This window comes from Sphingomonas echinoides ATCC 14820 (assembly GCF_000241465.1).
In the GTDB taxonomy this organism is placed as follows: Bacteria; Pseudomonadota; Alphaproteobacteria; order Sphingomonadales; family Sphingomonadaceae; genus Sphingomonas; species Sphingomonas echinoides.
In genome coordinates this window covers 801,603-814,807 of the sequence record NZ_JH584235.1, presented here as the reverse complement: position 1 = coordinate 814,807, position 13,205 = coordinate 801,603, and the positions used below count along the sequence as shown (strand labels likewise).

Sequence of the window (13,205 nt, the reverse complement as noted above, 5' to 3'; positions counted from 1 at the left end):
GAATCCATGCCCTATGACGTCGTGATCGTCGGGGCTGGCCCTGCCGGTCTGTCGGCGGCGATCCGGCTGAAACAGGTCGCGGCCGAAAAGGGCGCGGAGCTGTCGGTCTGCATCCTCGAAAAAGGCTCCGAAGTCGGCGCGCACATCCTGTCGGGCGCGGTGATCGATCCGCGCTCGCTCGATGAGCTGATCCCCGATTGGCGCGAAAAGGGCTGCCCGCTCGCCGACGTGCCCGTCACCGACAACCAGCATTGGATGCTGTCCAAGACCGGCAAGATTTCGGTCCCGCATTTCCTCACGCCGCCCTTCATGCACAATAAGGGCACCTATACCGGCAGCCTTGGCAATCTGTGCCGCTGGCTGGCGTCCCAGGCCGAGGAACTGGGCGTCGAGATCTTCCCCGGCTTTGCCGCCGCTGAAATCCTGTACAATGACGATGGCTTGGTAAAGGGCGTCGCCACTGGCGACATGGGCGTGGCGCGCGATGGCACGCACAAGCCCGATTATACGCCGGGCCTCGAAATCCACGCCAAATACACTTTCTTCGGGGAAGGCGTGCGCGGCCATCTGTCCAAGCAGATCATCCGCACCTTCGATCTGGCCAAGGACAGCCAGCCGCAGGTTTACGGCATCGGCATCAAGGAATTGTGGGACATCGCGCCTGAGAACCATGTGCCGGGCCGCGTTATCCACACGCAGGGCTGGCCGTTGAACGAGACAGAGGGCTCGAATGGCGGTGGGTTCCTGTATCATCAGGCCAATGGGCAGGTCGCGCTCGGTTTCGTCACCTGGCTCAGCTATTCCAACCCCTATCTCTCGCCCTTCCAGGAAATGCAGCGCTGGAAGACCCACCCCGAGATCGCCAAGATCCTCAAGGGTGCCAAGCGTGTGTCCTATGGCGCGCGCGCGATCAGCGATGGCGGGTTGCAGTCGATCCCCAAGCTGGTCTTCCCCGGCGGCGCGCTGATCGGCTGTTCGGCGGGCTTCCTCAACGTGCCGCGCATCAAGGGCACGCACACCGCGATGAAGAGCGGCATGATGGCGGCGGAGGCTGCGGTCGACGCGATCCTGTCGCAGCGCCAGCATGATGAGCTGGCGGCGTATCCGGAGGCGTTCGAGGCGAGCTGGGTCAAGAAGGAGCTGTCGATCGTCCGCAACGTCGTGCCGCTGGTCGAAAAGTTCGGCGAGTTGATCGGCTCGGCGCTGGCGAACGTGACGATGTGGGCGGAATATATCGGTCTGAAAATGCCCTTCACGATGAAGCACCATGCCAACCACAAGAGCCTGTGGCGCAAGGATCAGGTCAAGCCGATCGCCTATCCCAAGCCCGATGGTGTGTTGACCTTCGATCGTCTCTCCTCGGTGTTCATTTCGAACACCAATCATGAGGAGGATCAGCCCGTCCACCTGACGCTGAAGGACCCGAACATCCCGGTCGAATACGACCTGCCGATGTATGACGAACCGGCGCAGCGCTATTGCCCGGCGGGCGTGTACGAAATCGTCGGGCAGGATGAGGGCAACCCGAAGTTCGTGATCAACGCGCAGAATTGCGTCCACTGCAAGACCTGCGACATCAAGGATCCGACGCAGAACATCAACTGGGTCGTGCCGGAGGGCGGCGGCGGACCGAATTATCCGAACATGTGATGGGGGCTTCCCCGGCGAAGGCGCGCATCGCTGTTTTCAACCGGTGTGATCTTGTTCTAGGGGCTGCCGCCGATGATCACCGAAAACGCCCCCGCCAAGATCAACCTCGCGCTGCATGTCCGCGCGCGCCGCGCCGATGGCTATCATGAGCTGGAAACGCTGTTTGCCTTCGTCGCGGATGGCGACACCGTTACGCTGGAGCCGGGGCCGCTCTCGCTGACCATCACCGGCCCGTTCGCGCATGGCCTGTCGGGCGAGGGCGACAATCTCGTCACGCGCGCCGCGCGCGCCTTTGCCGATCGCTTCGGCGTGGCCGTGGGCGGGGCCTTGACGCTCGACAAGCATTTGCCGGTCGCCTCGGGCATTGGCGGCGGCTCCGCCGATGCGGCGGCCGCGCTGCGCGCTTTGGCGCGGCTGCACGAGATCGCGATCGACGATCCGCGCTTGTTCGAAATCGCTGCCGCGCTTGGCTCGGATGTCCCCGCTTGCCTGCTCGGCCGCACCGCCATGGGGCAGGGGCGCGGCGAGCGGCTGGAAGCGCTGGAGGGTTTGGGCGGCATGGCGGCCTTGCTGGTGAATCCCGGCGTCGCGGTGTCGACCGCGGCGGTGTTCAAGGCGTGGGACGGCGTCGACCGCGGTCCGATGCCGCCGGGCGATGTGCTGGCGATGGCATTGGGCGGCCGCAACGATCTCGAAGCCCCGGCGCGCGCACTCGCGCCCGCGATCGATGCCGTGCTCGACGCGCTCGCCATTGGCGACCCGCTGCTCGCGCGCATGTCGGGCTCGGGCGCGACGTGCTTTGCGCTCTATGCCGATGAGGCCGAGCGTGCCGCTGCTGCCGCCAGGATTCGCGCGGCGTGGCCCGCATGGTGGTGTCTCGAAACGCGACTCCTGTGACAGTTTCGCGTGCCATTGTGGGGCAATTGGCCTGGCCCGGACGCGCGGATCGCCGGAAATGCGCGCTTGGCATTGGTCTTGCTGTGATCCGTTCGAACGGGTCCGCCGCCCCCAGCGGAGCGCCCGTTGATGGTCCACGGTCCCCCCGCGCGCCATCTTTGCAGCGGGACGGCGGGGGCAACCTCGCCGTCCCCTCGCGCGCATGACCGCCCCGCGCTATATCCCCGGTATGCCGGGCGCGATCCTGCTGATTTGCGATCACGCGTCCAATGCGGTGCCGCCCGACATCGACCTCGGCATCGCACCCGACATGTTCGGCAAGCATATCGCGATTGATCTTGGCAGCGCTGCGCTGACCGAGGCGTTGGCCGAAGCGCTGGACGCCCCCGCCATTCTTGCCAGCGCGTCGCGACTGGTGATCGATCTCAACCGACCGGTCGATTCACCCGGACTCATTCCGCTCGTCAGCGATGGCCATCCCATCCCCGGCAATGTGGATGCCGACCGGGCCGACCGCATTGCGCGGCTTTATGTGCCGTATCACGAGGCCATCGCCTCGGCGATTGCGGTGCAGAGGCCGGTGTTGCTGGCAGCGATCCACAGCTTCACGCCGCAGCTCGAAAGCGTCGGCGGGCCGCTGCGCCCCTGGGAAATCGGCATATTGTCGAACAACGACCGCCGCGCCGCGGAGATCGCGCTGTCGCTGCTGACGGCGCAGGGTCTGGTCACCGGCGACAATGAACCCTATTCGGGCCGCCTGCTCAACGCAACGCTCGACCGGCACGGCGAAGCCAATGGAATCGCTAGCCTTTCGATCGAAATCCGCAACGATCTGATTGCGGATGCGGGCGATGTTGCGCGTTGGGCCATGATCCTCGCGCCAATTTTAGCCGAGATACGTAACAGACTTGCGTCGAACGGGGGTTTGGCGACATAGGCTTTCGCCATGACTCGCACCTTCGACAAAGCCAAGCTCCCCAGCCGTCACGTTTCGGTTGGTCCCGAACGCTCCCCGCATCGCAGCTATTATTATGCGATGGGCATCGCCGAGGAGGACATCGCCAAGCCGTTCGTCGCGCTCGCCTCGGCCGGCAACAACTCCGCGCCGTGCAACACCAAGCTCGATGCGCAGGCCGATGCCGCGCAGGCCGGCGTCATCACCGGCGGCGGAATGCCGCGGCGTTTCAATACGATAACCGTTACCGATGGCATCGCCATGGGGCATCAGGGGATGAAGTCCTCGCTCGTCAGCCGCGAAGTGATTGCGGATTCGGTCGAACTCAGCGTGCGCGGCCATTGCTATGATGCGCTGGTCGGCTTTGCTGGCTGCGACAAGTCGCTGCCGGGCATGATGATGGCGATGCTGCGGCTGAACGTGCCGAGCATCTTCGTCTATGGCGGATCGATCCTGCCCGGCCGTTTCCATGATCGCGACGTCACTGTGGTCGATGTGTTCGAGGCGGTCGGCCAATATGCGGCAGGCGGGTGCCCGCTGCAGGAGTTGATCGAGCTGGAAAAGGTCGCGTGCCCCGGCCACGGCGCGTGCGGCGGCCAGTTCACCGCCAACACCATGGCGTGTGTCGGCGAGGCGATCGGCCTGTCGCTGCCCAATTCCAACATGATGCCCGCCCCCTATCGCGGCCGCGACGAGATCGCGATCGCGGCGGGTGAGCAAGTGATGGAGCTGATCGCGCGCAACATCCGCCCGCGCGACATCTGCACGCGCGAAGCCTTTATCAACGCAGCGCGCGTTGTCGCGGCGACGGGCGGATCGACCAACGCCGCCTTGCATCTCCCTGCGATGGCCAATGAAGCGGGCATCGACTTTGACTTGTTCGACGTGGCAGAGGCGTTCAAATCAACGCCTTATATCGCCGATCTCAAACCCGGTGGTAAGTATGTCGCCAAGGATATGTATGAGGCCGGTGGCGTCTACATGCTGATGAAGACGATGCTCGAAGGCGGCTTCCTAGACGGCAACTGCCTGACGGTGACGGGTAAGACGCTGGGCGAGAATATCGATCAGGTCACCTGGAACCCCGACCAGAAGGTCATTTACGACGTGAAGACGCCGCTGTCGGCGACGGGCGGCGTGGTCGGCTTGCGCGGCACGCTCGCCCCCGATGGCGCGATCGTGAAGGTCGCGGGGATGCACCGGCTCCAGTTTACCGGCCCGGCGCGCGTGTTCGATTGCGAGGAGGAGTGTTTCGCCGCAGTCGAGGCGCGCCAGATCAACGAGGGCGAAGTCATCATCATCCGCTATGAAGGCCCCAAGGGCGGCCCCGGCATGCGTGAGATGCTTTCGACCACGGCTGCGCTTTATGGCCTTGGGCTGGGCGAAAAGGTCGCGTTGATCACCGATGGGCGCTTCTCCGGCGCGACGCGCGGCTTCTGCATCGGCCATGTCGGGCCGGAAGCTGCCGAAGGCGGGCCGATCGGCCTGGTCGAAAATGGCGATATCATCCGCATCGATGCCGAAGCGGGCACGATCGACCTCGATGTCACCCCGGAAACGCTGGCTGCGCGCAAGGCGGCCTGGGTACCGCGCGTCAACGATTACCAGGCGGGTGCGCTGTGGCGCTATTCCCAGACGGTCGGGCCTGCCTATAAGGGTGCCGTTACGCACCCGGGAGCCAGCGCCGAAACTCATGTCTACGCGGATATCTAGTCTAGTCCTGCTGGCCCTTTCGCTCGCCGCTTGCGGTGAGCAACGTACCGATCACGCCACGCTTGCCAAAGTGGAGGCCGAGCAACGCCAGGCGCGCGACGATAGCGGGAACATCGTCTGCGCGCCGCGCGGCTCGGCGGATTTCGCGCGAACCTGTACGGTGGACCGGAGCGAGACCGATGCCGGGCTGGTGCTGACCGTGCGCCACCCGGACGGGGCGTTCCACCGCTTGCTGGTGACCAAGGACGGGCGTGGCGTGATCGCGGCGGATGGTGCGGAGACCGCCGTGGTGACGATCATTGCCAATGGCGAGATCGAGGTCGCTTTGGGCGGGGACCGCTACCGTCTTCCCGCCACCGTTAAAGGCAAGGCCGCGGCCGCATCATGACCCCCATTGCAGGGCAGCCGATCCTGACCGCCGCCGAAATGCGCGCGGCCGAACAGCGCGCGATCGATGCGGGAACCAGCGTTACCGCGCTGATGGAGCGCGCCGGGGCGGGCGTGGCCGAGGCAGTGCGGCGGCTGGCGGGGGATGCACCGGTGCTGGTGCTGTGCGGACCCGGCAATAATGGCGGCGACGGCTATGTCGCGGCGCGGATTTTGCGCGCGAACGGCGTGGCGGTGCGCGTGGCGGCGACGGGGGCTCCGATGAGCGAGGCCGCGATCCAAGCGCGCACCGGGTGGGACGGGCCGGTCGAAACGCTAGCCGATGCCGCCCCTGCGCCCGTTGTGCTGGATGCGATTTTCGGGACCGGTCTGTCGCGGCGGGTCGATGGCGGCATTGCCACGCCGCTTGCCGCGTTGGTGCAGGCGGCACGGCTTTCGATCACGGTCGATGTGCCGACCGGCCTTGCCACCGATACGGGCGACGCGTTGATCGATACCGTCAGCCACTTTGATATCACGCTCGCACTGGGTGCGTTGAAACCGGTGCATGTGCTTGCGGCTTCTGCGCAAATTTGCGGAACGGTGCGATTGGTGGAGATCGGCCTGGACACGCGCAGCGGCGCGCGCGCGGAGGTGATCGATCGCCCCACGCTGCAAGCCCCCGGCATCGACAGCACCAAATATACGCGCGGCATGGTGGCGGTGGTCGGCGGGATCATGCCCGGAGCCGCTGCGCTCGCGTCCGAGGCGGCGATGCGCGCGGGAGCGGGCTATGTGCTGTTGCTGTCGGACACGCTGCCGCCGAACACGCCGCACGCGCTTGTGTGTCGGGCTTGGGCACCGGACGCGCTTGCGGACGCGCGGATCGGGGCGATCCTGATCGGCCCTGGTCTGGGGCGCGACGATGCCGTGCGATCGAAGCTCGCAGTGGCGCTGGCGAGCGATCGCCCGCTGGTGATCGATGGCGATGCGCTGCATTTGCTGGAGGGCCGGACCTTCCATGATCGGCGCGCGCCGACGATCCTGACCCCGCATGGGGGCGAGTTCGTCGCGGTGTTTGGCGCGTGGAGCGGCAGCAAGATCGAGGCGGCGCGGGCCGCCGCAGCGACATCGGGGGCGGTGGTGGTGTTCAAGGGGGCAGACACGGTCATCGCCGATCCGGACGGCAGCGTCGTGGTGGCTCCGCACGGCTCGTCCTGGCTTTCGACCGCAGGCACGGGTGACGTGCTGGCGGGGGCGGTCGCCGCGCTGGCGGCAAGCGATTCGCCGCTGGCGAGGCATGCGCGCGCAGCGGCAGCGGTGTGGATGCACGGCGCGGCGGCGCGGCGGTTGGGCAGCGCGTTTCTGGCGGACGATCTGGCGCGTGAAATATCGGCAGTAAGGGCGGCGTTGTGAGTGATGTGATTGTGCGGGTGGCGGCGCGGGGCGATGGTGTGACCGCCGATGGTCGGCACGCTGCCTTTGCCGCACCGGGTGACACGCTGACGCCCGACAATGTCGTGATTCCGGGGCCGCACCACCAGACTCCGCCATGCCGTCACTTTCCCGTGTGCGGCGGGTGTCAGCTTCAGCATTTGGATGATGCCAGCTACGCCGATTTCCTCACCGATCGCATTTCGGGCGCGCTCGCCGCGCAGGCGCTGACCGCGCCGCTTCGACCGCCACTCCTGTCCCCCGAACGCACGCGGCGGCGGGCCGCGTTGCATGCTGAAGTCAAAGGCGGCGCGGTACGGTTGGGGTTCAGCGAACCCGCCAGCCATGCGATCGTCGATGTGCAGGAATGCTGGATCCTAACGCCCGCTTTGCTTGCGGTGCTGGCACCCTTGCGCAAACTGCTCGCGCGCGCGCTGAAGGGGCGGGCGCGGCTGCATGTGACCGAGGTCGATCAGGGCATTGACCTGTTGATCGAGGGCAAGCTGGCCGAGGGGCTGGCGATTGCCGAAGGGATCACGACGTTTTGCGGGGCGCACGGTATCGCGCGCTTGGCGGTCGATGACGGGATCGGCCCGGAAACGCGCTGGGAGCCCGAGCCGGTGACGATCACGCTCGGTGGCGTGGCGGTGCCGTTCCCGACCGCCAGTTTCCTGCAAGCGACGCGCGAGGGCGAGGCGAGCCTGGTCGCGGCGGTGCGCGAGGCGGTGGGCGCGGTGCGCGTGAGCGCGGATCTGTTCGCCGGCCTGGGCACGCTGGCGCTGTCGCTGCCGGGCAAGGTCTATGCTGCCGAGGCGGGGCGCGACGCGATCTTCGCGTTGAAGGCAGGCGCAGCGCAGGCGGGCCGGGCGGTGTTCGCCGAACATCGCGACCTGTTCCGGCGTCCGCTGACCAGCGCGGAATGCGACCGCTTCGAGGCGATCGTGCTCGATCCGCCGCGGGCTGGCGCGCGCGAGCAGGTGACGCAACTGGCGGCATCGAAAGTGCCGGTGGTCGCCTATGTTTCGTGCAATCCCAGCAGCTTTGCGCGCGATGCGGAGATATTGTGCAAGGGTGGTTACACGCTCGATTGGGTGCAACCGGTCGGCCAGTTCCGCTGGTCGACCCATGCCGAATTGGCGGCGCGTTTCAGCCGATAGCCTCTTAGCGTCTTCGCGGCTTCGCGTGATCCATTTTCACGCGAAGCCGCGAAGGCGCGAAGAAGGGTTCAGGGATAATCGGCGCGTAGGAAATACAGGCCGTCGGGCGGCGCGTTGAAGCCCAATGCGGTGCGGTCGCGCGCTTCCAACGCGGCGGTGATGTCCTCAGGGGTCCATTTCCCTTCGCCGACCAACGCGAGGCAGCCGACCATCGAGCGCACCTGATGATGCAGGAAGGAGCGCGCAGAAGCGAACACGCTGATCCGATCGCCTTCCGCCACCACATCGAGCCGGTCGAGCGTGCGCAGCGGGCTGTCGGCCTGGCAATGCGCCGAGCGGAAGGTGGTGAAGTCATGCCGCCCCACCAGCCGCGCGGCACCATCCGCCATCGCCGCGACATCGAGCGGGGCAGGGATGCGCCACGCCAGCCCGCGCTCGACCGTCAGCGGCGCGCGGCGCGTGACGATGCGGAACTCGTAATGCCGCCCGATGCACGAAAAGCGCGCGTGCCAGTCATCGGGCACGATTTCACAGTCGAGGATCGCGATCGGGTCGGGCCGCAGCTTGGCGTTGAGCGCTTCCATCAGGCGAAACGGAGTGAAGGGGCGGGTCAGGTCGAGATGCGCGCGCATGCCAAGGCCGTGGACGCCGGCATCGGTGCGACCGGCGGCGTGGACCGCGATCTCCTCCCCGGTGATGGCGTGCGCGGCGCGTTCGATCGCGGCCTGCACGCTTGGCCCATGATGCTGGCGCTGCCAGCCCATATAGGGGCGTCCGTCGAACTCGACCGTCAGCGCGAACCGCGTCAAAGCTGTGTGCCCGCAGGGATGGGGAAGCCGCGCAGGAGTTCGTCGGTGGTCATGACGCCACGCCCGGCGCGTTGCAGCAAGGTCGGGCGGATCGCGCCGCTGCCGCAGGCGATGGTGAGAAGCGTGTCGAGCACTTCTCCCTCTCCCCGCTGGCGGGGAGAGGGGCTGTGCGCATCGTCGGCGTTCTGCTGGACTTCCCCTCTCCCGACCTCGCTACGCTCGGCCACCCTCTCCCCGCTTGCGGGGAGAGGGAGAAGGTCTGCCGCCAGCACTTTGATGCGTTCGCCCTGAACTTCGAAGAACGCGCCCGGCACTGGGTTGAAAGCGCGAATTTGCCGCTCGACCGCGTCGGCCGATTGCGTCCAGTCGATCCGCGCCTCGGCCTTGTCGATCTTGGCGGCATAGGTGACGCCGTTCTCGGGTTGCACCTCGGGCGGATAGGCGTCGAAGTCGCTTAGCACCTCCACCATCAGCCGTGCGCCCATCGCGCTCAATTCGTCGGTCAGCGTGCCCGCTGTCTTGCTGTCGATCGCGGTCGTGTCACGCAGCAGCACCGGGCCGGTGTCGAGCCCGGCTTCCATCTGCATGATGCACACGCCCGTTTCTCCGTCGCCCGCGAGGATCGCGCGCTGGATGGGGGCCGCGCCGCGCCAACGCGGCAGCAGCGAGGCGTGGACGTTGAGGCAGCCGCGCGCAGGCGCGTCGAGCACCGCGCGGGGCAGGATCAGGCCATAAGCGGCGACCACCGCGACATCGGCCCCGAACGCGGCAAATTCGGCCTGCGCTTCGGCATCACGCAGCGTGACGGGGGTGCGCACGGCAATGCCGAGCGCTTCGGCACGCGCCTGGACCGGGGAGGGCGTGAGCGCCTTGCCCCGTCCGGCGCGGCGCGGCGGTTGGCTGTAGGACGCCACGACATCATGTCCGGCATCGACCAAGGCTTGCAGCACCGGCACCGAGAAGTCCGGGGTTCCCATGAAAATGATCCGCATGGCGACATGCTCTGGCCGCTTGCGCAGGCGCAACGCAACCCCCTATCTGTTCTCTATGGCCTCTCCCGAAATCGAAGCGCTGACACAGGCCCTTGCCAAATTGCCAGGGTTGGGGCCGCGCTCCGCCCGACGTGCGGTGCTGCACTTGCTGAAGAAGCGGGAGGCGGCGCTGGGGCCGTTGCTGAGTGCGTTGATGGCGGTTGAGGAACGGCTCTCAACCTGTTCGATTTGCGGCAATATCGACACCACCAATCCCTGTGGCGTATGCGCTGATCCGCGCCGCGATGCGCGCGCGCTGTGCGTGGTGGAGGAGGTGGCCGATCTGTGGGCGTTGGATCGGTCGCGGCTGTTTCCGGGGCGGTTCCATGTGTTGGGCGGACGGCTGTCGGCGCTGGAGGGCGTGCGGCCCGAGGATCTCGCGATCGATTCGCTGGTGCGCCGCATCGCCGAGGGCGGGATCGACGAGGTCGTGCTGGCGATGAACGCGACGTTGGAGGGGCAGACCACGGCGCATTACATCATCGAGCGGATCGAGCGCTTTCCGGTGCGCATCACCCAATTGGCGCACGGCCTGCCGGTGGGCGGCGAACTCGATTATCTCGATGAAGGCACGCTGGCCCAGGCACTGCGCGCGCGCCGACCGGTGGGGTAATTTACACAGCGGAACGTGTTCTTCGGGTCTTCGCGCCTTCGCGCCTTCGTGCGAAAATTGAATCACGCGAAGGCGCGAAGACGCAAAGCTATCAAGAGTGGAGGCTCCGAACTTGACGGACGGCTGTTGCCTTCCTAGCTCGCAGGAATGGCTGTCCTAGAAATTCTTGAAGTCCCGCATCCCGGTCTCCGCGCCGTCGCCAAGCCCGTTGAAACGGTCGATGATTCCGTGCGGAAAATCGTCGCTGACATGTTCGACACGATGTACGCCGCGCGCGGGATCGGTCTCGCTGCGACGCAGGTTGCGATCGAGCAGCGCATTGTCGTGATCGATCTGCAGGAGCCCGAAAGCGACGCGGAAGATGCCAAGCCGGTGCGCAAGCCGCTCGTTTATATCAACCCGGAACTGCTGTCGCTGAGCGAGGAAACCTCCTTCTATAACGAAGGCTGCCTGTCGATCCCCGAGCAATATGCCGAAGTGGAGCGCCCGACCCGGTGCCGCGCGAGCTGGCTCGACGAGCAGGGCGCGCGCCACGAGGCCGATTTCGATGGTTTGCTGGCGACGGCGTTGCAGCATGAGATCGACCATCTGAACGGCGTGCTGTTCATCGACCACATCTCCGAGCTGAAGCGCGATATGCTGCTCAAGAAGCTGGCAAAGCAGCGCAAGGCGGCTTGACCGATTCTCCCTCTCCCCTTCAGGGGAGAGGGTCGGGGAGAGGGGCAGTAACGGCGGTTGCGGTCTGTGCTGCCCCTCTCCCGTGAAGGGGAGAGGGACAGATTAGAACAGCCCCTCAATCTCGCCCTCAGCCCCGAACCGGATCCCCTCTGCCGCCGGAACGCGCGGCAGGCCGGGCATCGTCATGATCTCCCCGCAGATTGCCACGACGAAGCCGGCACCCGCGCTCAGCCGAACCTCGCGCACCGGCACGACATGGCCGGTCGGCGCGCCGAGCTTGGCCGGGTCGGTCGAGAAGCTGTATTGCGTCTTCGCCATGCATACCGGCAAATGCCCGAAACCCGCGGCTTCCCAGCGGGCGAGCTGCGCGCGGACCGAGGCATCGGCAATCGCTTCCTCGGCGCGGTAGATGCGGGTGGCGACGGTGTTGATCTTGTCGAACAGCGATAGCGCGTCCGAATAGAGCGGGGCGAATTGACCGGCCTTATGGTCGCACAGCGCCACGACCGCTTCGGCCAGCGCTTCGGCCCCAGCACCGCCTTCGGCCCAATGCGTGCAGAGCACGGCTTCGCAGCCTTGGGCGGCGGCGATTTCCTCGATCACGGCAAATTCAGCGGGCGTATCGCCGTCGAAGCGATTGACCGCGACCACCACTGGCACTCCGAAGGCGCGGACATTTTCAATGTGGCGCGCGAGATTGACGCCACCGCGCCGCACCGCCTCTGCATCGGGCGCGTTGAGATCGGCCTTGGCGACGCCACCATGCATCTTGAGCGCGCGTACCGTCGCCACGATCACCGCGGCTGCGGGCTTCAAACCGGCCTGGCGGCACTTGATATCAAAGAACTTTTCCGCGCCGAGATCGGCCCCGAACCCGGCCTCGGTCACCACATAATCGGCGAGACCCAGCGCAGTGCGCGTGGCGATCACCGAATTGCAGCCATGCGCGATATTGGCGAACGGCCCGCCGTGGATGAGGGCAGGGGTGCCCTCCAGCGTCTGGACGAGGTTGGGCTTGATCGCTTGCGCGAGCAACACCGCCATCGCGCCATCGGCCTTCAGGTCGCGCGCGGTGACCGGACGCCGGTCGCGGGTATAGGCGACGACGATGCGCCCGAGCCGGGCTTCGAGATCGTGCAGGTCACTGGCGAGGCACAGAATTGCCATGACTTCGGAGGCGACGGTAATGTCGAACCCGCTTTCGCGCGGGTAGCCATTGGCGGGGCCGCCGAGCGATTGGGCGATGTCGCGCAAGGCGCGGTCGTTCATGTCGAGCACGCGCCGCCACACGATCCGGCGCACATCGATGTCGAGTGCGTTGCCCCAATGGACATGGTTGTCGATCATCGCCGCCAGCAAATTGTGCGCGCTGGTGATGGCGTGGAAATCGCCGGTGAAATGGAGGTTGATGTCTTCCATCGGCACCACTTGCGCATAGCCGCCGCCGGTCGCGCCGCCCTTGGTGCCGAAGCAGGGGCCGAGCGACGGTTCGCGCAGCGCCAGCATCGTCTTGCGCCCGGTGCGGTTGAGCGCGTCGGCAAGGCCGACCGACGTTGTCGACTTGCCTTCGCCGGCCGGGGTCGGGCTAATGGCGGTGACCAGGATCAGGCGGCCGTGCGCGGTTGAGGCGGGCAGGCGGGAGAGGTCGATCTTGGCCTTGTGATGGCCGTAAGGTTCAACCGCTTCGGGCGGGATCCCGGCGGTGGCGGCGATCGCGCCGATGGGTTGCAAGGTGGCGGCGCGCGAGATGGCGATGTCGGTCAGCATAAGCGCGCTGTAGCAACTCCTCCCCGGTACGGGGAGGGGGACCGTTTTGCTTCTTCAGCAAAAGGGTGGAGGGGGCGTGCCGGGGAGGATTTACGGCGCGGGTCGTGGTAGCTACAGGTTCACAGAATGTTCCAG

Annotated in this window: 12 protein-coding genes; 9 read left to right on the top strand and 3 right to left on the bottom strand. The window is 66.4% G+C overall.

The window, feature by feature from the left end; all coding sequences use genetic code 11:
- Positions 1-6 precede the first annotated feature (6 nt).
- The 7 genes from ON00_RS03810 to ON00_RS03780 all read left to right on the top strand — a co-directional run bounded on the left by ON00_RS03810 (position 7) and on the right by ON00_RS03780 (position 8,172).
- Positions 7-1,650, top strand: a complete 1,644-nt coding sequence (locus ON00_RS03810; RefSeq protein WP_010403277.1) for an electron transfer flavoprotein-ubiquinone oxidoreductase — start codon at positions 7-9, stop codon at positions 1,648-1,650.
- Positions 1,651-1,722: 72 nt separating this feature from the next.
- Positions 1,723-2,547 (top strand): 4-(cytidine 5'-diphospho)-2-C-methyl-D-erythritol kinase, encoded by an 825-nt coding sequence (locus ON00_RS03805; RefSeq protein WP_010403275.1) that lies wholly within the window; start codon positions 1,723-1,725, stop codon positions 2,545-2,547.
- Between the two features lie 202 nt (positions 2,548-2,749).
- The gene (locus ON00_RS03800; RefSeq protein ID WP_010403273.1) at positions 2,750-3,484 is read left to right on the top strand and encodes an N-formylglutamate amidohydrolase; all 735 of its coding nucleotides are present in this window, start codon (positions 2,750-2,752) and stop codon (positions 3,482-3,484) included.
- Between the two features lie 9 nt (positions 3,485-3,493).
- Positions 3,494-5,215 carry a dihydroxy-acid dehydratase gene (ilvD, locus tag ON00_RS03795; protein ID WP_010403271.1) on the top strand — a complete coding sequence of 574 codons (1,722 nt, stop codon included), beginning with the start codon at positions 3,494-3,496 and terminating at the stop codon, positions 5,213-5,215.
- A complete protein-coding gene (locus ON00_RS03790; protein ID WP_040601578.1) occupies positions 5,196-5,603 on the top strand; it encodes a hypothetical protein in 408 nt (135 codons plus the stop codon). The genes ilvD and ON00_RS03790 overlap by 20 nt, the downstream gene beginning before the upstream one ends.
- Complete coding sequence (locus ON00_RS03785; protein WP_010403269.1) at positions 5,600-6,997, top strand: bifunctional ADP-dependent NAD(P)H-hydrate dehydratase/NAD(P)H-hydrate epimerase; 1,398 nt, start codon at positions 5,600-5,602, stop codon at positions 6,995-6,997. The genes ON00_RS03790 and ON00_RS03785 overlap by 4 nt, the downstream gene beginning before the upstream one ends.
- Positions 6,994-8,172: a class I SAM-dependent RNA methyltransferase gene (locus ON00_RS03780; protein WP_010403267.1), complete on the top strand. Its 1,179-nt coding sequence runs from the start codon at positions 6,994-6,996 to the stop codon at positions 8,170-8,172. Before ON00_RS03785 ends, ON00_RS03780 begins: the two co-directional genes overlap by 4 nt.
- 68 nt (positions 8,173-8,240) lie before the next feature.
- Here the strand turns inward: ON00_RS03780 and truA are convergent, their stop codons facing one another.
- Entirely contained in the window at positions 8,241-8,981 is a 741-nt protein-coding gene (truA, locus tag ON00_RS03775) for a tRNA pseudouridine(38-40) synthase TruA (protein ID WP_010403266.1), read from the bottom strand.
- Positions 8,978-9,973 carry a methionyl-tRNA formyltransferase gene (gene fmt, locus ON00_RS03770; RefSeq protein ID WP_010403264.1) on the bottom strand — a complete coding sequence of 332 codons (996 nt, stop codon included), beginning with the start codon at positions 9,971-9,973 and terminating at the stop codon, positions 8,978-8,980. Before fmt ends, truA begins: the two co-directional genes overlap by 4 nt.
- A 55-nt stretch (positions 9,974-10,028) precedes the next feature.
- Between fmt and recR the strand changes: the two genes are divergently transcribed.
- Together recR and def are read left to right on the top strand one after the other, a co-directional pair.
- Positions 10,029-10,625 (top strand): recombination mediator RecR, encoded by a 597-nt coding sequence (recR, locus tag ON00_RS03765; protein WP_010403262.1) that lies wholly within the window; start codon positions 10,029-10,031, stop codon positions 10,623-10,625.
- Between the two features lie 147 nt (positions 10,626-10,772).
- Positions 10,773-11,303, top strand: a complete 531-nt coding sequence (def, locus tag ON00_RS03760) for a peptide deformylase (RefSeq protein ID WP_029622413.1) — start codon at positions 10,773-10,775, stop codon at positions 11,301-11,303.
- Between the two features lie 102 nt (positions 11,304-11,405).
- Here def and ON00_RS03755 read toward each other — a convergent pair whose 3' ends face one another.
- Positions 11,406-13,070 carry a formate--tetrahydrofolate ligase gene (locus tag ON00_RS03755; RefSeq protein ID WP_010403258.1) on the bottom strand — a complete coding sequence of 555 codons (1,665 nt, stop codon included), beginning with the start codon at positions 13,068-13,070 and terminating at the stop codon, positions 11,406-11,408.
- Between the last annotated feature and the right edge of the window lie 135 nt (positions 13,071-13,205).

Coding starts and splice junctions, on each gene's coding strand:
- ON00_RS03810 (WP_010403277.1), top strand. CDS start 7: ATGCCCTATGACGTCGTGATCGTCGGGGCTGGCCCTGCCGGTCTGTCG.
- ON00_RS03805 (WP_010403275.1), top strand. CDS start 1,723: ATGATCACCGAAAACGCCCCCGCCAAGATCAACCTCGCGCTGCATGTC.
- ON00_RS03800 (WP_010403273.1), top strand. CDS start 2,750: ATGACCGCCCCGCGCTATATCCCCGGTATGCCGGGCGCGATCCTGCTG.
- ilvD (WP_010403271.1), top strand. CDS start 3,494: ATGACTCGCACCTTCGACAAAGCCAAGCTCCCCAGCCGTCACGTTTCG.
- ON00_RS03790 (WP_040601578.1), top strand. CDS start 5,196: ATGTCTACGCGGATATCTAGTCTAGTCCTGCTGGCCCTTTCGCTCGCC.
- ON00_RS03785 (WP_010403269.1), top strand. CDS start 5,600: ATGACCCCCATTGCAGGGCAGCCGATCCTGACCGCCGCCGAAATGCGC.
- fmt (WP_010403264.1), bottom strand. CDS start 9,973: ATGCGGATCATTTTCATGGGAACCCCGGACTTCTCGGTGCCGGTGCTG.
- recR (WP_010403262.1), top strand. CDS start 10,029: ATGGCCTCTCCCGAAATCGAAGCGCTGACACAGGCCCTTGCCAAATTG.
- def (WP_029622413.1), top strand. CDS start 10,773: ATGGCTGTCCTAGAAATTCTTGAAGTCCCGCATCCCGGTCTCCGCGCC.
- ON00_RS03755 (WP_010403258.1), bottom strand. CDS start 13,070: ATGCTGACCGACATCGCCATCTCGCGCGCCGCCACCTTGCAACCCATC.